Here is a 17,435-nt window from a genome sequence, read left to right as displayed (position 1 = left end):
CGTTATCCTTCATCGTTCAACAGCAGATCGTTGAGTTCATCGAGGACACGCTGGGGCGTAATATCGATCAGACTCTGGTGATAGCCTTCTGCCGCATCGCCTTTGCGGACCTTGTGATAGCCGGTGATCAGGCGAATCACACGCGCTTTATGGGACAGAGGCGGCGTGAAATCCGGGCTGCTTGGGCCGTACAGCGCGACCAGCGGGCGGTTTAGCGCGGCGGCGACGTGCATCAGCCCCGAATCGTTGGTGACAACCGCTTTACAGGCCGCCAACAGGATAACCGCCTGCTCCAGCTGAGTTTCCCCTGCCAGATTGCGGCACCAGGCCTGCTGTTCGTTACTCAGGGTGGCGAGAATTTCGTTGCCCGCTTCGTGGTCTTTCGCCGAACCGAACAGCACGATCTGATAGCCTTCGTCGATCAGCTGTTTTGCCAGCTCGGCGTAGTGATAGTGCGGCCAGCGCTTTGCCGGGCCGAATTCTGCCCCAGGGCAGAAGCCGATCATCGGGCGTTCCGCCGAAAGGTCAAACGCATTACACGTTTGCGATTTTTCGCCGTCGTGCACCTGCAACTGCGGCCACAGGAGCGGCTGCGGCAGATCTTTCGCTGTGCGCATCACGCCTTTGTCATACGCCAGCGCCACGTAACGCTCGACCATTAACGGCCAGGCCTCTTTATCCAGCACACGGGCATCGTTGAGCAGACCGTAGCGCATCTCGCCGCGCCAGCCGGTGCGGTGCGGGACGCCCGCAAAGAAAGGCACGAGGGCAGATTTAAAAGAGTTCGGCAGAACAAACGCGCGGTCGTAGCGTTTCTCGCGCAGGCTATGCCCGAGCTTGCGACGCTCGCCAATTTCCAGCGCCCCATGGCCGAGCGGCATGGGGATCGCTTCGTTCACTTCCGGCATCCGCGACAATAACGGACGGCACCACGCGGGTGCCATCACGTCGATTATCGCCTGGGGATAGCGCGCCTTGAGCGTGCGATAGAGAACTTTGCGACATCATCATGTCGCCCACCCATGACGGGCCAATCACCAGTATTTTCATTCACTTCATCCTTCAAACGGTCTCAGCGTTGGCTGCCTGCATTCACCTCAGTCACATAGTTATCCTATGTTCCTGGGGATGCACTCAGATGCAGCCTTGTTACCGCTTAATGAGTTTGTGAATCGCGGTTTAACCAGGCCATATATTCCGTTACGCCTTCGGCAACGGTCTTGAACGGCTTATCGTAGCCCGCAGCACGCAGATTGGTCAGATCGGCCTGAGTGAACGCCTGGTAACGGCCTTTCAGTTTTTCCGGGAACGGAATGTACTCGAGGCTGCCTTTTTTATGGTAGGCCAGCGCCGCGTCAGCTACCGCCTGGAAGGATTCCGCACGGCCGGTACCCAGGTTGAAGATGCCGGAGACGCCGTTTTCCCAGAACCACAGATTCACTGCCGCCACATCACCCACATAGACGAAATCGCGTTTGAAGCCGTCGCTGCCTTCGAACAGTTTCGGGCTTTCGCCGTTGTTCAGTTGCGTGTTCAGGTGGAACGCCACGCTCGCCATGCTGCCTTTATGGCCTTCACGCGGTCCGTAGACGTTGAAATAGCGGAAGCCCACGATCTGGGAGTTGGCTTCCGGCAGAACCTGACGCACGTATTCGTCGAACAGGAATTTGGAGTAGCCGTAGACGTTCAGCGGCTGTTCGTATTCGCGTGATTCAATAAAGTCGGAGGTACGGCCGCCGTAGGTCGCCGCAGAAGAGGCGTACAAGAACGGAATTTCACGCTCCAGGCAGTAGTGCAGAACCTCTTTGGAGTACTGATAGTTGTTATCCATCATGTACTTGCCGTCCCACTCGGTGGTGGAGGAGCAGGCACCCTCGTGGAAGATGGCTTCGATCTCGCCGAACTCTTCACCTGCCATAATCTGGATCAGGAAATCTTCTTTATCCATGTAGTCGGCGATGTTCAGATCGACCAGGTTCACGAACTTGGTGCCGTCTTTCAGGTTGTCCACGACCAGAATGTCGGTGATGCCTTTGTCATTGAGGGCCTTGATAATATTGCTGCCAATAAAGCCCGCGCCGCCGGTAACGATGATCATAACGGTAACCTTTGTAGTGTGGAGTTCGGGGCCAGTCCCGAACACTAATATTCATATCATATCATTAGTATGGCGCCCCTTCAGCCATTCACCGATATGCAGCAGGGGTACACGTGATTTATGCTGCAAAAACGATAACTGATGATGCGTCATCTCGTATCGACGTATAGGTTTGGGTAATATGTGCCGAAATTTGCCGAGTCTGGAGAATTGCAATGCGTGGTGATTTTTACAAACAGTTAAACAACGACCTGGAGACCGCCCGCGCGGAAGGGTTGTTCAAAGAAGAACGTATTATCACTTCTGCGCAGCAGGCGGATATCACCGTCGCTGATGGCAGCAAGGTGATCAACTTTTGCGCGAACAATTACTTAGGTCTTGCGAATCACCCTGAGCTGATTGCCGCTGCCAAAAACGGCATGGACACCCACGGTTTTGGTATGGCCTCCGTGCGCTTTATCTGTGGCACGCAGGACAGCCACAAACAGCTTGAGAGCAAGCTGGCGGCGTTCCTCGGGATGGAAGATGCAATTCTCTACTCTTCCTGCTTCGACGCCAACGGCGGTCTGTTTGAGACCCTGCTGGGTGCGGAAGACGCGATTATCTCTGACGCCCTGAACCATGCTTCGATTATCGACGGCGTGCGTCTGTGTAAAGCGAAGCGTTTCCGCTATGCCAACAACGACATGCAGGAGCTGGAAGCGCGTCTGAAAGAGGCGCGTGAAGCCGGTGCGCGTCATGTGCTGATCGCCACCGACGGCGTGTTCTCCATGGACGGCGTGATCGCCAACCTGAAAGGCGTGTGCGACCTGGCAGACAAATACGATGCGCTGGTGATGGTCGATGACTCACACGCGGTCGGTTTTGTCGGTGAAAACGGTCGCGGTTCCCACGAATATTGTGACGTGATGGGTCGCGTGGACATCATCACCGGTACGCTGGGCAAAGCGCTCGGCGGCGCGTCCGGCGGCTATACCGCAGCGCGCAAGGAAGTGGTCGAATGGTTGCGCCAGCGCTCCCGTCCGTATCTGTTCTCTAACTCCCTGGCACCGGCGATTGTCTCTGCCTCCATTAAAGTGCTGGAGATGGTGGAATCGGGCGCTGAGCTGCGCGATCGCCTGTGGTCTAACGCGCGTCTGTTCCGCGAAAAAATGACCGCTGCAGGCTTTACGCTGGCAGGTGCCGATCACGCGATTATCCCGGTGATGTTAGGCGACGCGGTTGTGGCGCAAAACTTTGCCCGCGAGCTGCAAAAAGAGGGGATTTACGTCACTGGGTTCTTCTTCCCGGTGGTGCCAAAAGGTCAGGCGCGTATCCGCACCCAGATGTCTGCGGCGCACTCACCTGAGCAAATCGAGCGTGCGGTAGCAGCCTTTACCCGCATCGGCAAACAACTGGGCGTGATTGCCTGAGGACGTGTGATGAAAGCGTTATCCAAACTGAAAGCGGAAGAAGGGATTTGGATGACCGACGTGCCGGAGCCGGAAGTCGGTCATAACGATCTGCTGATCAAAATTCGTAAAACCGCCATTTGCGGTACCGACGTTCACATCTACAACTGGGATCAGTGGTCGCAAAAAACCATTCCGGTTCCGATGGTGGTTGGTCATGAATACGTCGGCGAAGTAGTGGGTATCGGCCAGGAAGTGAAGGGGTTTAAAATCGGCGATCGCGTCTCCGGTGAAGGCCATATCACATGCGGTCATTGCCGTAACTGTCGCGGTGGACGCACCCATCTGTGTCGTAACACCGTGGGCGTAGGCGTTAACCGTCCGGGCTGTTTCGCTGAATATCTGGTGATCCCGGCGTTTAATGCTTTCAAAATTCCGGACAACATCTCTGACGACCTGGCTTCGATCTTCGACCCGTTCGGCAACGCGGTTCACACAGCGCTGTCGTTTGATTTAGTGGGCGAGGATGTGCTGGTCTCAGGCGCAGGCCCGATCGGCATTATGGCCGCAGCGGTGGCGAAACATGTGGGTGCGCGTAACGTCGTGATCACCGATGTGAACGAATACCGCCTGTCTCTGGCGCGCAAAATGGGCGTGACTCGCGCAGTGGATGTCTCGAAAGAGAACCTGAGCGACGTGATGGCCGAGCTTGGCATGACCGAAGGCTTCGATGTGGGGCTGGAGATGTCCGGCGCACCGCCTGCGTTTCGCACTATGCTCGATACCATGAACCACGGTGGCCGTATCGCGATGCTGGGTATTCCGCCGTCAGATATGTCTATCGACTGGAACAAAGTCATCTTTAAAGGTCTGTTCATCAAAGGCATTTATGGCCGCGAGATGTTTGAAACCTGGTACAAAATGGCCGCGCTGATCCAGTCCGGTCTGGATCTGACGCCAATCATTACGCACCATTTCGGCATCGATGATTTCCAGAAAGGCTTCGACGCGATGCGCTCGGGCCAGTCCGGGAAAGTGATCCTGAGCTGGGATTAACCATGAAAGCGCCTGCGGGCGCTTTTTTTTCGACTCATTCACACTTCTTGTATCCGCAATCAGATTATTTCGATTTTTACTTCGCTTTTTTAACCACACGCTTATAAAGTTTGTTTAGGTTTCATTTACTTTTACAGTGCCTATGTTCAAGCTTACCGTTTGTTTATTGACCTGTAACTCAGCGCGTCTGCTGCGTGAAGTCCTGCCACCGCTGCTCACCGTGGCGGATGAATTCGTCGTGGTTGATTCCGGGAGTACGGATGCCACGCTGGATATCTGCCGTGAATACGGCCTTACCACCCACTACCACCCCTATGCAATGCACGGCGCGCAGATGAATCATGCGATTGATCTGGCGACAAACGACTGGGTGCTGTGCATGGACAGCGATGAGATCCTCGACACTGAGCTGGTTGATTTCATTCTGGCGCTCAAAGCGGGCGATGAACCTGCCGCAGATCAGGCCTGGCGTATTCCGCGCTACTGGCACGTACTGGGTGAAGAAGTTCGGACCATTTATCCCGTCTCTTCACCAGACTTCCCGGTGCGTCTGTTCAATCGTACACATGCCCGGTTTAATCACCGTCCGGTCGATGATAAAGTGGAAGGCGCGCTTAAGGCAATCAAAATGCCAGGACGGGTTCGTCACGACACGTTTTACACTCTTCATGAAGTGTTCAATAAGCTGAATAGCTACACGTCCCGGCTGGTGAAATATCAGAATGTGCGGCCTTCTATCGTGCGCGGAGTGGTCAGCGGTATCGGCGCGTTCTTTAAATGGTATCTGCTGAGCGGCGCATGGCGGCAAGGAAAAGTGGGGATCGTGACGGGGTTGTATGCCAGTTCGTACAGCTTCCTGAAATATTTCAAAGCCTGGTATCAGCACCAGGATCAAAAAGAGTCCGTGGCGAAAAAGCCGGCGGACTCTCATCTCACGGAATAATTACGCTTTCTTACCCCAGCCCTGCCACTGGTGCTGGAAGTAAGTCACCAGCGAGCTTTGGCTGACGCTCTCACCAATCACTGTGAAGAATCGGGTCGCATAGACCGGCTCAGGCGGCTGTTTCGGTTTGCAAATCTGTACGCCACGGAATGGATTTTTAGGCTCCGTGCGTGGCTTGCTGCCTGGCGTGGAAGTGTCTGGCCGTGACGTATCCACCTGCGGTTCGTTCAGCAGGCTGCTTGGGCTGACCAGCGTGATGTCTGAGGGCAGCGTCGGCAGCATTTGCTGCAAGACACGCACCGTGGACGGGTGCGGGTGGCCAATGGCGATCGCGGAGCCCGTGCGGCGAGCCAACTGGACGGCGCGATTAAACTGGAAGCGAATATCGGCTTCGTTCTGGGTGTCATCAAGGAACACTTTGCGCTTAATCACTTTCACGCCCGTGCCCTGCGCGGCGCGCATAGACTGGCTATTGCCGATGGTCATACTGTCGAGAAAATAGAGGTTGTAGCGCTCTAGCGCCTGCATCACTTTCTGCATCCCGAACAGGCTCGAGGTCATGGCGCTGCCCATGTGGTTATTCAGCCCGACTGCAAACGGCACTTTGCCGTAGGCGTCGCGAATGATGCGCTCGATCTCGTCGCTGCTCATCTCCGGACGCAGGGTGCCTTTTTCCAGCGGTTGTTTGCTCAGCGGCGCCATCGGCAGGTGGATAAGCACTTCATGCCCGCTGTTGTGGGCTTTGGTCGCCATTTCACGCGCGTGCGGTGCATTGGGTAAAACGGCGACGGAGATGGCCGACGGCATCGCCAGCACCTGATTCTCGTTGTGCGGACGATAGCCAAAGTCATCAATGACGATGGCTAATTTGCCTGCGTAAACCGGTGAAGCCAGCGCCAGTGCACTGACGACGGAGAGAACAAGACGACGAAATTGAAGCAAAACTTATCTTCCCAACCACGGCTGTGGATTGACCGCCTGACCCTGGCGACGAATTTCGAAATAGAGTGACGGGCGGCCCTGACCGCCACTGCTGCCCACAAGGGCGATGGGTTGTCCTGCACGGACCTGAGTGCCGACGCTGACCAGCGCGCTTTGGTTGTAGCCGTAAAGACTCATGTCGCCTTTCCCGTGCTCAACCACCACCACCAGGCCGTAGCCTTGCAGCCAGTCGGCGAGGATCACGCGGCCATCGGCGATCGCTTTGACTTCACTGCCTTCCGACGCGCCAATCACGATACCCTTCCAACGTAGCTCACCCTGCAGCTGTTCGCCATAGCGATGCAAAATAGAGCCGCGCACGGGCCAGTAGGCTTGTCCGCGTGGGGCGCCTAATCCGCCGGTACGTGAGATAAGCGAGCGCTCGCTTTCCGTTGGCTTGTAGGTCGAGCCTTTGCGGGAGGCTTCCTGTTGACGGTCTTTTACGGCTTGTGCTTCGCGGGCCTCTTTCTCGGCGCGTGCCCGGGCGGCGGCTTCTGCGCGAGCAATACTGTTGCGCAGTTTTGATTCGTTGGCGCGCATTTCACCCAGCTGCGCCTGGCCTTCCTGAATGGAAGATTCCAGCCCGGAGAGGGTTTTCTTACGTTCGTTCCGCGCCTGTTCCAGCTTCGCCTGCTGCGCCTGCTGATCGTAAAGCAGGGTCTGCTGCTGACTTTGCTTCTCTTCCAGCTCGGCTTTCTGCGAGGTGACCTCTTCGCGCGTCTGTTTCAACTGCGCGATGGTCTCCTGGCGTGCCTGGTTCAGATAGCCGAAATAGGCCTGCAGGCGCTGCCCGCGCTGGCTCTCTTCCCCGCTGAGAATCAGCTGAATACCGGTGTGCTCGCCCTGACGAAACGCAGCGTCGAGCTGTGCTGCAAGGTTACGTTCCTGAGTGGCTCGCTGGAGTTCCAGTTTGGCAATCGACGCATTCATCTCATCGATTTGCTTGTTCAGCACGGAAAGGGTGTTCTGCGTTTCGCGCAGTTTGCGCGCGGCGGCGGAGATCGCTTCCTCCTGCTGCTTTAACTGGGCAAGCAGAGAGGCGCGTTGCTGTTGCTGCTGGCGTACCGCGCGCTCTTTGGCGGCGATATCGGCCTGAATAGATTTGAGCTGATCGCGATCGTCAGCGTGGGCGGATGCGGCGCACAGCAATACGCCAGCGCTGAGTGCGCTGGCGTAAAGCAGAGGCCTGACTGATAACCGTAACGGCTTCACGACCCATGTGATTGAAAAAATCGCCTTTCCCCTCATGGGGAGGGATTATTCCACGATGAACAGCGGCTTGCCAGTCATCTCTTGCGGGATTTCCATACCCATCAGCGTCAACATGGTTGGCGCGATGTCAGAAAGCTTGCCGCCTTCCACTGCTTTCAGAGATTTCTCACCCACGTAAATCAGCGGAACAGGCAGGTTGGTATGTGCTGTGTGCGCCTGTCCGGTAGACGGATCGCGCATCTGTTCTGCGTTACCGTGGTCAGCTGTAATCAGCAGTTGGCCACCGACGGATTCGACCGCTTTGGTCACTTCGTCAACGCAGTGGTCCAGCGCTTCAACCGCTTTCACCGCGGCTTCCATCACGCCCGTATGCCCGACCATATCGCCGTTCGGGTAGTTACAGATGATGGTGTCGTATTTACCGCTTTTGATTGCCGCAACCAGTTTCTCGGTCAGTTCAGCAGAGCTCATTTCTGGCTGCAGATCGTAGGTCGCCACTTTCGGAGAGTTGATCAGAATGCGGTCTTCGCCTTTGAACGGCTCTTCAACACCGCCGTTGAAGAAGAAGGTCACGTGCGCATATTTTTCGGTTTCAGAAATACGCAGCTGCGTTTTGTCGTTCTTCGCCATCCACTCGCCGAAGGTGTTTGCCAGCGATGCCGGTGGATACGCGCAAGGGACTTTAATGTCTGCGGCGTATTCGGTCAGCATGATGAAGTCGAGGTTCACGACTTTTTTACGGGCAAAACCGTCGAAATCCGCGTTCACGAAAGCGCGGGTGATTTCGCGCGCACGGTCAGCGCGGAAGTTCATGAAGATCAGCGCATCGCCGTCTTCCATTGCGGCATCGTCCTGGCCTTCAGCACGGATCACGGTCGCTTTCACGAATTCGTCGTTTTCATCGCGCGCGTAAGCGGCTTCCAGACCGGCAACAGCGGTATCAAACTGGAATTCGCCTGCTGCCTGGGTCATCAGGTCGTAGGCTTTCTCAACGCGGTCCCAGCGGTTGTCGCGGTCCATTGCGAAGTAGCGGCCAATGATAGACGCCACGCGGCCTTTGCCCAGTTCAGCAAATTTCTCTTCAAAGGTTTGCAGGGAGGATTTCGCGCTGCGCGGTGGGGTGTCGCGGCCGTCGAGGAAAGCGTGCAGATAGATTTTTTCTGCGCCGCGTTCGGCAGCCATCTCAACCATCGCCAGGATGTGATCTTCGTGGCTGTGAACACCACCGGCAGAGAGCAGGCCCATGATGTGGACGGCTTTGCCCGCGTTGACCGCTTTATCAACGGCGGTGGTCAACACCGGGTTGGTGAAGAAAGTACGTTCTTTAATTTCAACGTCCAGGCGAGTCAGGTCCTGATAGACGATACGACCGGCGCCCAGGTTGACGTGTCCCACTTCGGAGTTGCCCATCTGACGGTCTGGCAGGCCAACTTCCAGGCCAGAAGCGTCAATCAGGGTATGCGGACGTTTTGCCCACAGCGCATCCATGACCGGGGTTTTAGCGTTGAAAATGGCGTTATCCTGGCTGTCCTCACGATAGCCATAACCATCCAGAATCACCAGTACCATAGGTTTTTTAGAAACCGACATTGCGACAACCTCATGCTCAAGAGACAAAAAATTTGCGTAATTTTACTACAGCTGAATCGATAAAATAGCCTCAGAAGATCAAAGAAAGGGAGGGGACAGGCGGCGGGTGTGCTCATTTTGACGCTTTTTTTTCGTGGCATGCCGCAGAAAATGGATTAGCTTATTCTCGCTGGCTGTATTTGCCACAACGCACAGGTATACTCCTGTCCTGGTTTTTTTAATCACTACGTCGGGAGTTGTTACCCCCTATGCAAGAAATTATGCAATTTGTTAGCCGCCACCCAGTACTCAGTATCGCGTGGATTGGTTTACTGGCCGCTGTGCTATTCACCACGTTTAAAGGCCTTACGTCTAAAGTTAAGGTTATTACCCGTGGCGAAGCAACGCGCCTCATCAACAAAGAAGACGCGGTCGTTGTGGATCTGCGCCAGCGTGATGATTTCCGTAAAGGGCACATTGCAGGGTCTATTAACCTGCTGCCAACAGAAATCAAAGCCAACAATCTTGGCGAGCTGGAAAAGCATAAAGACAAACCAATTATCGTGGTTGACGGTACCGGCATGCAGGCTCAGGACCCAGCGAGCGCACTCACCAAAGCTGGCTTCGATAAAGTCTTCGTACTGAAAGACGGCGTCTCTGGCTGGAGCGGTGAGAATCTGCCTTTAGTTCGCGGTAAATAAGAGGAACGACGTGATGGCCAATATTGAAATCTACACCAAAGCGACCTGCCCGTTTTGCCATCGTGCAAAAGCGCTGCTAAACAGCAAAGGGGTAACTTTCCAGGAACTGCCCATTGATGGCGATGCGGCAAAACGTGAAGAGATGATCAAACGTAGTGGCCGCACGACGGTTCCGCAGATTTTTATTGATGCGCAGCACATTGGTGGCTGTGATGACTTGTATGCGCTGGATGCACGCGGCGGGCTCGATCCCCTGCTGTGATAGCGTTTTAGGACAATTAAAAAGGGTATTTCCATGTCAGAACAAAACAACAACGAAATGAGTTTCCAGATCCAGCGCATCTATACCAAAGATGTCTCTTTCGAAGCTCCAAATGCGCCACACGTTTTCCAGAAAGATTGGCAGCCAGAGGTTAAACTTGATCTTGATACTGCTTCTACCCAACTGGCAGAAGACGTGTATGAAGTTGTGCTGCGCGTGACCGTTACCGCTGCGCTGGGCGAAGAAACTGCATTCCTGTGCGAAGTACAGCAGGGCGGTATCTTCTCCGTTGGCGGTATCGAAGGTAATCAGCTGGCGCATTGCCTGGGTGCATACTGCCCGAACATCCTGTTCCCGTATGCTCGCGAATGCATCACCAGCCTGGTATCCCGCGGTACATTCCCGCAACTGAACCTTGCGCCAGTAAACTTTGATGCGCTGTTCATGAACTATCTGCAGCAGCAAGCTGGCGAAGGTACTGACCAACATCAGGATGCCTGATGAGTACAGTTAATGCGTCAATGACTGTGATCGGTGCCGGCTCTTACGGCACCGCTCTTGCCATCACTCTGGCAAGAAATGGTCACGAAGTGGTTCTCTGGGGCCACGATCCCAAACATATCGCGACGTTGCAACACGACCGCTGCAACGTGGCGTTTCTTCCTGACGTGCCTTTCCCTGATTCGCTGCATCTCGAAAGCGATCTTGCCACCGCGCTTGCCGCCAGCCGCAATATTCTCGTGGTTGTGCCGAGCCATGTCTTTGGCCAGGTGCTGCACCAGATCAAGGCGCTGATGCGCCCGGATGCGCGCATTGTGTGGGCGACGAAAGGGCTGGAAGCGGAAACCGGACGTCTCTTGCAGGATGTCGCCCGCGAAATTCTGGGTGATGACATTCCGCTCGCGGTGATCTCCGGGCCGACGTTTGCCAAAGAGCTGGCCGCAGGCCTGCCAACGGCCATCTCTCTGGCATCGACCGATCAGACCTTCTCCGACGATCTCCAGCATTTGCTGCACTGCGGTAAGAGCTTCCGCGTCTACAGCAATCCCGATTTTATCGGTGTTCAGCTGGGCGGCGCGGTGAAAAACGTCATCGCGATTGGTGCCGGGATGTCCGACGGTATCGGCTTTGGCGCCAACGCGCGTACAGCGCTGATCACCCGTGGGCTGACTGAAATGTCTCGTCTCGGGACCGCGCTGGGCGCCGATCCTGCCACCTTTATGGGGATGGCCGGTTTAGGCGATCTGGTGCTGACCTGCACTGATAACCAGTCTCGCAACCGCCGTTTCGGCATGATGCTTGGACAGGGCATGGACGTGATCGGCGCACAGGAGAAGATTGGTCAGGTGGTTGAAGGCTATCGCAATACCAAAGAAGTTCGGGAATTGGCGCACCGTTTTGGTGTCGAAATGCCAATAACCGAGGAAATTTATCAGGTATTGTATTGCGGAAAAAATGCGCGCGAGGCAGCATTAACGCTGTTAGGTCGCTCACGCAAGGACGAGCGCAGTAGTAATTAATCGCAGGGAACCTTAGTCACCTGAATGACCCGGCTGGCGCAGAACTGGCCGGTCATTATGATACCGCCTGGAGTATGCAATGCCGTGTGAAGAACTGGATATCGTCTGGAACAATATTAAAGCCGAAGCCCGGGCTTTGGCCGACTGCGAGCCAATGCTGGCCAGTTTCTACCACGCGACGCTACTCAAGCATGAAAACCTCGGCAGCGCCCTGAGCTATATGCTCGCCAATAAACTGGCGTCCTCCATTATGCCCGCGATCGCTATTCGCGAAGTGGTGGAAGAGGCGTATGCCGCTGACCCTGAAATGATCGCCTCCGCCGCCTGTGATATTCAGGCCGTGCGCACGCGTGACCCTGCCGTCGATAAATATTCAACGCCGCTGCTGTACCTGAAAGGCTTCCACGCCTTGCAGGCCTACCGTATTGGCCACTGGCTGTGGAATGAGGGCCGCCGCGCGCTGGCGATCTTCTTGCAGAACCAGGTTTCCGTCACTTTCCAGGTCGATATCCACCCGGCGGCGAAAATTGGTCGCGGGATCATGCTCGACCACGCCACGGGGATTGTCGTCGGGGAAACGGCGGTGATCGAAGATGACGTGTCGATTCTGCAGTCCGTCACCCTCGGGGGTACCGGTAAAACCAGCGGCGATCGCCATCCGAAGATCCGTGAAGGGGTGATGATTGGCGCGGGCGCGAAAATTCTCGGCAATATCGAAGTGGGGCGCGGTGCCAAAATCGGCGCCGGTTCCGTGGTGCTGCAACCTGTTCCACCGCATACCACCGCCGCTGGCGTGCCAGCGCGTATCGTTGGCAAGCCAGAGAGCGATAAACCCGCGATGGATATGGATCAGCACTTCAACGGTATTCACCATACCTTTGAGTATGGCGACGGGATTTAAAACCTTGCGCGGGTAAGCGAATCGCTACCCGACAACATCAGCTTCGTAATACCGCGCCAGCATACCCCAGCTGGCGCCAGGCTTCGTACACCACCACCGACACCGCATTCGACAGGTTCATGCTCCGGCTGTCCGGCATCATCGGAATACGGATTTTTTGCTCAGCAGGCAGGGCGTCAAGAATAGTGGCAGGCAGCCCGCGTGTCTCCGGACCAAACATCAGATAATCGCCTTCCTGATAGCTCACCGCACTGTGTGCAGGCGTGCCTTTCGTCGTCAGGGCAAACATACGTTGCGGCTTTTCTGCTTCCAAAAACGCGGCGTAATCGTGATGGCGGACCACGGCGGTAAATTCGTGATAATCCAGCCCGGCACGGCGCAGGCGTTTATCATCCCACGCAAAACCCATTGGCTCGATAATATGCAAACGAAAACCGGTGTTGGCGCACAGGCGGATGATATTCCCGGTATTCGGTGGAATTTCTGGTTCGAATAAAACGATGTTAAGCATGCTGCCCCCTTAAAATGCGGGGGCAGGATACCACTTTCCCTACGCCGCGTCCCCTCGCGCCAATGGTGCCAGAGCCGCCGGTAATTTACTCAGCTCCTGCACCAGCGAATCCTTGCTGATCTCACCGATGGTTTTAGCCCCGGTCAGCGTCATCGCCACTTTCATCTCTTTTTCGATAAGGTTCAGCAGATTAGCCACGCCAGCCTGGCCATGCGTCGCCAGCGCATACAGATATGCCCGGCCCAGCAGCACGCTGTCAGCGCCGAGGGCAATCATGCGCACCACGTCCAGCCCGTTGCGGATGCCGCTGTCGGCCAGAATCGCAATATCGCCTTTCACCGCGTCGGCGATGGCCGGCAGCGCGCGCGCGGAGGAGAGCACGCCGTCAAGCTGACGCCCGCCGTGGTTCGACACCACAATACCATCTGCGCCAAAACGCACCGCATCGCGTGCATCTTCCGGATCGAGAATGCCTTTGATGACCATCGGGCCGTCCCAGAACTCGCGTATCCATTCCAGATCTTTCCACGAGATCGACGGATCAAAGTTATTCGCCAGCCAGCCGATATAATCCTCCAGCCCGGTCGGTTTACCGAGGTACGCCGAAATATTCCCCAGATCGTGTGGCCGACCGTTGACGCCCACATCCCACGCCCACTGCGGATGGGTGACCGCCTGCCAGTAGCGACGCATGGCCGCGTTCGCGCCGCTCATACCCGAGTGGGCATCGCGATAGCGGGCGCCCGGCGTCGGCATATCGACCGTAAACACCAGCGTTGAACAGCCTGCCGCTTTGGCACGCTCCAGGGCGTTACGCATAAAGCCGCGGTCGCGCAGGACGTACAGCTGGAACCACATCGGGCGCTTAATGGTCGGTGCCACCTCTTCAATCGGACACACGGAGACTGTCGAGAGCGTAAACGGGATACCTTTTGCATCAGCCGCCGCCGCCGCTTGCACCTCACCGCGACGAGCATACATGCCGCACAGGCCAACGGGTGCCAGAGCCACAGGCATCGACAGCGTCTCGTTGAACAGCTTCGTTTCCAGACTCAGATCGGACATGTTTTTCAGCACACGCTGGCGCAGCGCCACTTCGGACAGATCCTCCACGTTGCGGCGCAGGGTGTATTCGGAATACGCCCCGCCGTCGATGTAGTGGAACAGGAATGGTGGCAGGATGCGCTGCGCCGCTGCGCGATAGTCACTGGCTGCGGAAATAATCATGCTTTGTTCTCCCTGGAAATATCATGATCGCCGGGCAGGCGGGTAATGCGCGCCTGTCGGGCCTGATCTTCATCGAATCGTTTGATGGTGGTATGGACGAAACCGAGATGGGCCATCATCGCTTTACGCGCGGCGTCGGCGTCGCCTTTCAGAATGGCGTCGAGCACGGCCTGATGCTGCTCCGTGAGCTGGGCAAAGACCGGTGGGACGAGATACATGCGCTGGCGGCTCTGCTTAACAGAGGATTGCAGCAGATCGAAAAAGCCGCGCATGGTTTGCAGCAGCACCACGTTGTGTGAGGCCTCGGCAATGGCGAGATGAAAACGCACGTCCGCCTGCGAGGCGATATCCGGGTTATCGCTCTGCGTCGCCTCAAAGCAGGCTTTGAGCTTCTCTTTGTCGGCGTCCGTGGCGCGCATCGCCGCGTGCCAGGCGGTGCTGGCTTCAATGGCATGGCGGGCTTCGAGGATATCGAAACTGTAATCCGGATCGTTCTCCATCAGCGTTTTAAGAGGCTGAACGATGTTTTGCTCGGACCAGTCGTCATGCTGCCAGCGGACAAAGGTCCCGCCGCCGCGACGGCTGAGCAGCACGCCCTCGCTGACCAGCGTCGCCAGCGCTTCGCGCAGTGAATTACGCGACACGCCAAGCAGCGCCGCCAGCTGGCGTTCTGCGGGCAATTTCATGCCCGCTTCCAGCTGTTGTTCTTCAATCAGCGCCCGCACGCGAGAGGCAATCTCGTCGGACAGGCGTCTGGGCATCACTATCATGGAATCATCCAGGTTAAGACGTAGGCCTGAAGCGTGGTAATCACGCCCACCATGCAGGTGAAAATCAGGCTGTGTTTGACGGTAAATCGGAACAGGTCCGACTCTTTACCCACCAGTCCCACCGCTGCACAGGCAATGGCGATGGACTGCGGGGAGATCATTTTGCCGGTCACGCCGCCAGTGGTGTTCGCCGCGACGAGCAGCACGTCCGAAACACCAATCTGCTGCGCGGCAGTCGCCTGAAGCGCGGCAAAGAGGGCGTTGGATGACGTATCGGAACCGGTCAAGAACACGCCCAGCCAGCCGAGGAACGGCGAGAAGAAGGTGAATGCGTGCCCCGTATGGGCCAGGGCTAACGCCAGCGTCGATGACAAACCGGAGTAGTTCGAGATAAACGCGAACGCCAGCACCATACCGATAGAGTAAATCGGCAGCGCCAGCTCTTTCAGCGTGCTGGCAAAGGTCTGAATAGCCGCCGCCGGTTTCATGCGCAGCCACACCACAGAAAGAATCGCCGCAAACAGGATCGCCGTGCCGGTTGCAGAGAACCAGTCGAACTTATAGACCGCAGCATACGGCGTCGCTTCGTGAACGACCGGCGGCATGCGGGCAACCATTTTGTCGAGGAACGGCACGGAGATGTTAATCACCATGTCGTACAGCGCGCCGCCAGGGGCGAACAGCGCTTTGAACGGCGGGACGCTCCAGAGGGTGACCGTCGCGGTCAGGAACAGGAACGGCGACCAGGCACGCACAATCTGGCCGACGCTGTAACGGGTGCGTGCCAAAGTCTGATCGACCTGCGCCGCGCCCATATCGCCAAAGCGGAAGATGCGCACCGGCTGCCAGCGCTTCAGGAACAGGGTGAGGCAGACCAGCGATACCAGCGACGAGATGATGTCCGGCAGTTCCGGGCCGATAAAGTTCGAGCTGAGATACTGGGCGATAGCAAACGAACCACCTGCAACCACCACCGCAGGCCAGGTCTCTTTCACGCCGCGCCAGCCGTCCATAATCGCCATAATCCAGAACAGTACAATAATGGTCAGGAACGGCAGCTGACGCCCCACCATCTGGCCGATTTCGAAGCTGTCTAAACCGGTGACCTGCCCGGCGACCAGAATGGGAATCCCCATCGCGCCGAAGGCTACCGGGGCGGTGTTAACGATCAGACACAGGCCCGCAGCATACAGCGGGTTAAAGCCGAGACCCACCAGCAGCGCAGCGGTGATCGCCACCGGCGCACCAAAGCCTGCGGCCCCTTCGAGGAACGCGCCGAAGCAGAAACCGACAATCAGCATTTGCAGGCGCTGATCCGGGGTAATGGAGAGAATCGACGAGCGAATGATGTCGAATTGCCCGGTCTTCACCGAGATTTTATAAACAAACACCGCCGCGATGATGATCCAGGCGATTGGCCACAATCCGTAGAAGAAACCATACACCACCGACGCCAGGGCGTGATCGACCGGCATTTTGTAGAAGAACAGCGCCACCACCAGCGCAATCGCGACGGTGTAGGTGGCGGCGAGATAGCCCTTCAGCTTGAGCTTAATCAGCGCGAAGAAGAAGAACAGAATCGGTAGCGATGCGATCAGGCTCGACAGCCAGATGTTACCGGCCGGATCGTAGTTTTGTTGCCAGAGGCTCATTGCAGGTCTCCTGAGGACCACACATTCCGCTTCGCGGTGAGTCTGCGCTCATCTCAGCGTCACAGTCTGTGTAAAAGTGGTCCTGCCAATAGTGTGATGTAGGGGTAATGACAACAAATGGTTAATCAAATGTTATGGATGGGCAATGATTTTGTGAGCAGAAATAATGGAAGTGTGAACCAGGGAAGTATTGGTCAGGGGATTGGTTGGGCCAATTTTAAGGGGAGGGGGCAGGCCGGGTAAGCATGGCGCCACCCGGCAGCTAAATCAGAACGCCGTCTTCGAAAAGCCGGTCATCTCTTTCAGGCCCATTTCACGGCCCAGTTCGGTCATCGGGTGCACAACCACCAGGCCGCGCACGCTTTTTTTCAGCTTGCCCATGTCGGCCTGTTCTTTTTTGGTGATCGCACGGCGATGCGGCATGTCCATCAGCTTCTGCGCTTCTTTGCTCAGCTTGTGGCCTTTCACGGCACGCAGACGATCGATTTCTGCTTCCAGCGTCGCTTTCTCTTTTTCCAGCTCAGCGTATTTCTCAGCGGACTCAACCAGCGACATATCAGCCTGCTGGTGGCGGATCAGATCCAGGCGATCGCTCAGGCGTTTAATTTCGTTCTTTTCGACTTCTTTCATCACATATAGCT

General features: G+C 56.4%; 17 protein-coding genes and 1 pseudogene. 8 read left to right on the top strand and 10 right to left on the bottom strand.

Going from position 1 to position 17,435, the window contains the following annotated elements; all coding sequences use genetic code 11:
* Window positions 1–2: 2 nt before the first annotated feature.
* Together rfaF and rfaD are read right to left on the bottom strand one after the other, a co-directional pair.
* A pseudogene (gene rfaF / locus OVA10_RS05440) lies at window positions 3–1,050 on the bottom strand (ADP-heptose--LPS heptosyltransferase RfaF).
* Between the two features lie 106 nt (window positions 1,051–1,156).
* Complete coding sequence (gene rfaD, locus OVA10_RS05435) at window positions 1,157–2,098, bottom strand: ADP-glyceromanno-heptose 6-epimerase (RefSeq protein WP_102105062.1); 942 nt, start codon at window positions 2,096–2,098, stop codon at window positions 1,157–1,159.
* Between the two features lie 215 nt (window positions 2,099–2,313).
* On the opposite strand from rfaD, the gene kbl reads away from it, so the two are divergent.
* The 3 genes from kbl (at window position 2,314) to OVA10_RS05420 (ending at window position 5,488) form a co-directional block, all read left to right on the top strand.
* The gene (kbl, locus tag OVA10_RS05430) at window positions 2,314–3,510 is read left to right on the top strand and encodes a glycine C-acetyltransferase (RefSeq protein ID WP_107702526.1); all 1,197 of its coding nucleotides are present in this window, start codon (window positions 2,314–2,316) and stop codon (window positions 3,508–3,510) included.
* A 9-nt stretch (window positions 3,511–3,519) separates the two neighbouring features.
* Window positions 3,520–4,545, top strand: a complete 1,026-nt coding sequence (gene tdh / locus OVA10_RS05425; protein ID WP_100778184.1) for an L-threonine 3-dehydrogenase — start codon at window positions 3,520–3,522, stop codon at window positions 4,543–4,545.
* Between the two features lie 142 nt (window positions 4,546–4,687).
* Window positions 4,688–5,488 (top strand): glycosyltransferase family 2 protein, encoded by an 801-nt coding sequence (locus OVA10_RS05420; protein ID WP_123429696.1) that lies wholly within the window; start codon window positions 4,688–4,690, stop codon window positions 5,486–5,488.
* Here the strand turns inward: OVA10_RS05420 and OVA10_RS05415 are convergent, their stop codons facing one another.
* Genes OVA10_RS05415 through gpmM form a run of 3 tightly spaced genes read right to left on the bottom strand, consistent with a single transcriptional unit; the run spans window position 5,489 to window position 9,271 of the window.
* Entirely contained in the window at window positions 5,489–6,430 is a 942-nt protein-coding gene (locus OVA10_RS05415) for a divergent polysaccharide deacetylase family protein (RefSeq protein ID WP_268195553.1), read from the bottom strand.
* 3 nt (window positions 6,431–6,433) lie between these two features.
* Window positions 6,434–7,693, bottom strand: a complete 1,260-nt coding sequence (gene envC, locus OVA10_RS05410; protein ID WP_231275396.1) for a murein hydrolase activator EnvC — start codon at window positions 7,691–7,693, stop codon at window positions 6,434–6,436.
* A 33-nt stretch (window positions 7,694–7,726) separates the two neighbouring features.
* Window positions 7,727–9,271 carry a 2,3-bisphosphoglycerate-independent phosphoglycerate mutase gene (gene gpmM / locus OVA10_RS05405; protein ID WP_268195552.1) on the bottom strand — a complete coding sequence of 515 codons (1,545 nt, stop codon included), beginning with the start codon at window positions 9,269–9,271 and terminating at the stop codon, window positions 7,727–7,729.
* A gap of 248 nt (window positions 9,272–9,519) precedes the next feature.
* Here gpmM and OVA10_RS05400 point away from each other — a divergent pair, with 248 nt between their 5' ends.
* The 5 genes from OVA10_RS05400 to cysE all read left to right on the top strand — a co-directional run bounded on the left by OVA10_RS05400 (window position 9,520) and on the right by cysE (window position 12,634).
* Window positions 9,520–9,951, top strand: a complete 432-nt coding sequence (locus OVA10_RS05400; protein ID WP_095280187.1) for a rhodanese-like domain-containing protein — start codon at window positions 9,520–9,522, stop codon at window positions 9,949–9,951.
* 13 nt (window positions 9,952–9,964) lie between these two features.
* Window positions 9,965–10,213 (top strand): glutaredoxin 3, encoded by a 249-nt coding sequence (grxC, locus tag OVA10_RS05395; RefSeq protein ID WP_100778179.1) that lies wholly within the window; start codon window positions 9,965–9,967, stop codon window positions 10,211–10,213.
* A 33-nt stretch (window positions 10,214–10,246) separates the two neighbouring features.
* On the top strand, window positions 10,247–10,714 hold the full coding sequence (secB, locus tag OVA10_RS05390; protein WP_100778178.1) for a protein-export chaperone SecB: 468 nt from the start codon (window positions 10,247–10,249) through the stop codon (window positions 10,712–10,714).
* Window positions 10,714–11,733, top strand: coding sequence for an NAD(P)H-dependent glycerol-3-phosphate dehydrogenase (gpsA, locus tag OVA10_RS05385; RefSeq protein WP_100778177.1), 1,020 nt, complete (start codon window positions 10,714–10,716; stop codon window positions 11,731–11,733). The genes secB and gpsA overlap by 1 nt, the downstream gene beginning before the upstream one ends.
* A 79-nt stretch (window positions 11,734–11,812) precedes the next feature.
* Window positions 11,813–12,634 (top strand): serine O-acetyltransferase, encoded by an 822-nt coding sequence (cysE, locus tag OVA10_RS05380; protein ID WP_059180464.1) that lies wholly within the window; start codon window positions 11,813–11,815, stop codon window positions 12,632–12,634.
* A 37-nt stretch (window positions 12,635–12,671) separates the two neighbouring features.
* Here cysE and trmL read toward each other — a convergent pair whose 3' ends face one another.
* The 5 genes from trmL to OVA10_RS05355 all read right to left on the bottom strand — a co-directional run bounded on the left by trmL (window position 12,672) and on the right by OVA10_RS05355 (window position 17,424).
* On the bottom strand, window positions 12,672–13,145 hold the full coding sequence (gene trmL, locus OVA10_RS05375) for a tRNA (uridine(34)/cytosine(34)/5-carboxymethylaminomethyluridine(34)-2'-O)-methyltransferase TrmL (RefSeq protein ID WP_181827119.1): 474 nt from the start codon (window positions 13,143–13,145) through the stop codon (window positions 12,672–12,674).
* A 39-nt stretch (window positions 13,146–13,184) separates the two neighbouring features.
* Window positions 13,185–14,372: an FMN-dependent L-lactate dehydrogenase LldD gene (lldD, locus tag OVA10_RS05370; RefSeq protein ID WP_100778175.1), complete on the bottom strand. Its 1,188-nt coding sequence runs from the start codon at window positions 14,370–14,372 to the stop codon at window positions 13,185–13,187.
* Complete coding sequence (gene lldR, locus OVA10_RS05365; protein WP_100778174.1) at window positions 14,369–15,142, bottom strand: transcriptional regulator LldR; 774 nt, start codon at window positions 15,140–15,142, stop codon at window positions 14,369–14,371. Before lldR ends, lldD begins: the two co-directional genes overlap by 4 nt.
* On the bottom strand, window positions 15,139–16,794 hold the full coding sequence (gene lldP, locus OVA10_RS05360; RefSeq protein ID WP_268195551.1) for an L-lactate permease: 1,656 nt from the start codon (window positions 16,792–16,794) through the stop codon (window positions 15,139–15,141). The genes lldR and lldP overlap by 4 nt, the downstream gene beginning before the upstream one ends.
* A gap of 267 nt (window positions 16,795–17,061) precedes the next feature.
* Window positions 17,062–17,424, bottom strand: coding sequence for a YibL family ribosome-associated protein (locus tag OVA10_RS05355; RefSeq protein ID WP_100778172.1), 363 nt, complete (start codon window positions 17,422–17,424; stop codon window positions 17,062–17,064).
* Between the last annotated feature and the right edge of the window lie 11 nt (window positions 17,425–17,435).

The sequence above is a fragment of the Lelliottia sp. SL45 genome (assembly GCF_026672535.1).
Classification (GTDB): domain Bacteria; phylum Pseudomonadota; class Gammaproteobacteria; order Enterobacterales; family Enterobacteriaceae; genus Enterobacter; species Enterobacter nimipressuralis.
This window is presented reverse-complemented; position numbering and strand designations above follow the sequence as displayed.

Excerpts from the sequence above, each read along its gene's own strand:
- cysE (WP_059180464.1), top strand. The coding sequence starts at position 11,813 with ATGCCGTGTGAAGAACTGGATATCGTCTGGAACAATATTAAAGCCGAA.
- kbl (WP_107702526.1), top strand. The coding sequence starts at position 2,314 with ATGCGTGGTGATTTTTACAAACAGTTAAACAACGACCTGGAGACCGCC.
- OVA10_RS05355 (WP_100778172.1), bottom strand. The coding sequence starts at position 17,424 with ATGAAAGAAGTCGAAAAGAACGAAATTAAACGCCTGAGCGATCGCCTG.
- lldD (WP_100778175.1), bottom strand. The coding sequence starts at position 14,372 with ATGATTATTTCCGCAGCCAGTGACTATCGCGCAGCGGCGCAGCGCATC.
- rfaD (WP_102105062.1), bottom strand. The coding sequence starts at position 2,098 with ATGATCATCGTTACCGGCGGCGCGGGCTTTATTGGCAGCAATATTATC.
- secB (WP_100778178.1), top strand. The coding sequence starts at position 10,247 with ATGTCAGAACAAAACAACAACGAAATGAGTTTCCAGATCCAGCGCATC.
- grxC (WP_100778179.1), top strand. The coding sequence starts at position 9,965 with ATGGCCAATATTGAAATCTACACCAAAGCGACCTGCCCGTTTTGCCAT.
- trmL (WP_181827119.1), bottom strand. The coding sequence starts at position 13,145 with ATGCTTAACATCGTTTTATTCGAACCAGAAATTCCACCGAATACCGGG.
- OVA10_RS05400 (WP_095280187.1), top strand. The coding sequence starts at position 9,520 with ATGCAAGAAATTATGCAATTTGTTAGCCGCCACCCAGTACTCAGTATC.
- tdh (WP_100778184.1), top strand. The coding sequence starts at position 3,520 with ATGAAAGCGTTATCCAAACTGAAAGCGGAAGAAGGGATTTGGATGACC.
- gpmM (WP_268195552.1), bottom strand. The coding sequence starts at position 9,271 with ATGTCGGTTTCTAAAAAACCTATGGTACTGGTGATTCTGGATGGTTAT.
- lldR (WP_100778174.1), bottom strand. The coding sequence starts at position 15,142 with ATGATAGTGATGCCCAGACGCCTGTCCGACGAGATTGCCTCTCGCGTG.
- OVA10_RS05420 (WP_123429696.1), top strand. The coding sequence starts at position 4,688 with ATGTTCAAGCTTACCGTTTGTTTATTGACCTGTAACTCAGCGCGTCTG.
- lldP (WP_268195551.1), bottom strand. The coding sequence starts at position 16,794 with ATGAGCCTCTGGCAACAAAACTACGATCCGGCCGGTAACATCTGGCTG.
- gpsA (WP_100778177.1), top strand. The coding sequence starts at position 10,714 with ATGAGTACAGTTAATGCGTCAATGACTGTGATCGGTGCCGGCTCTTAC.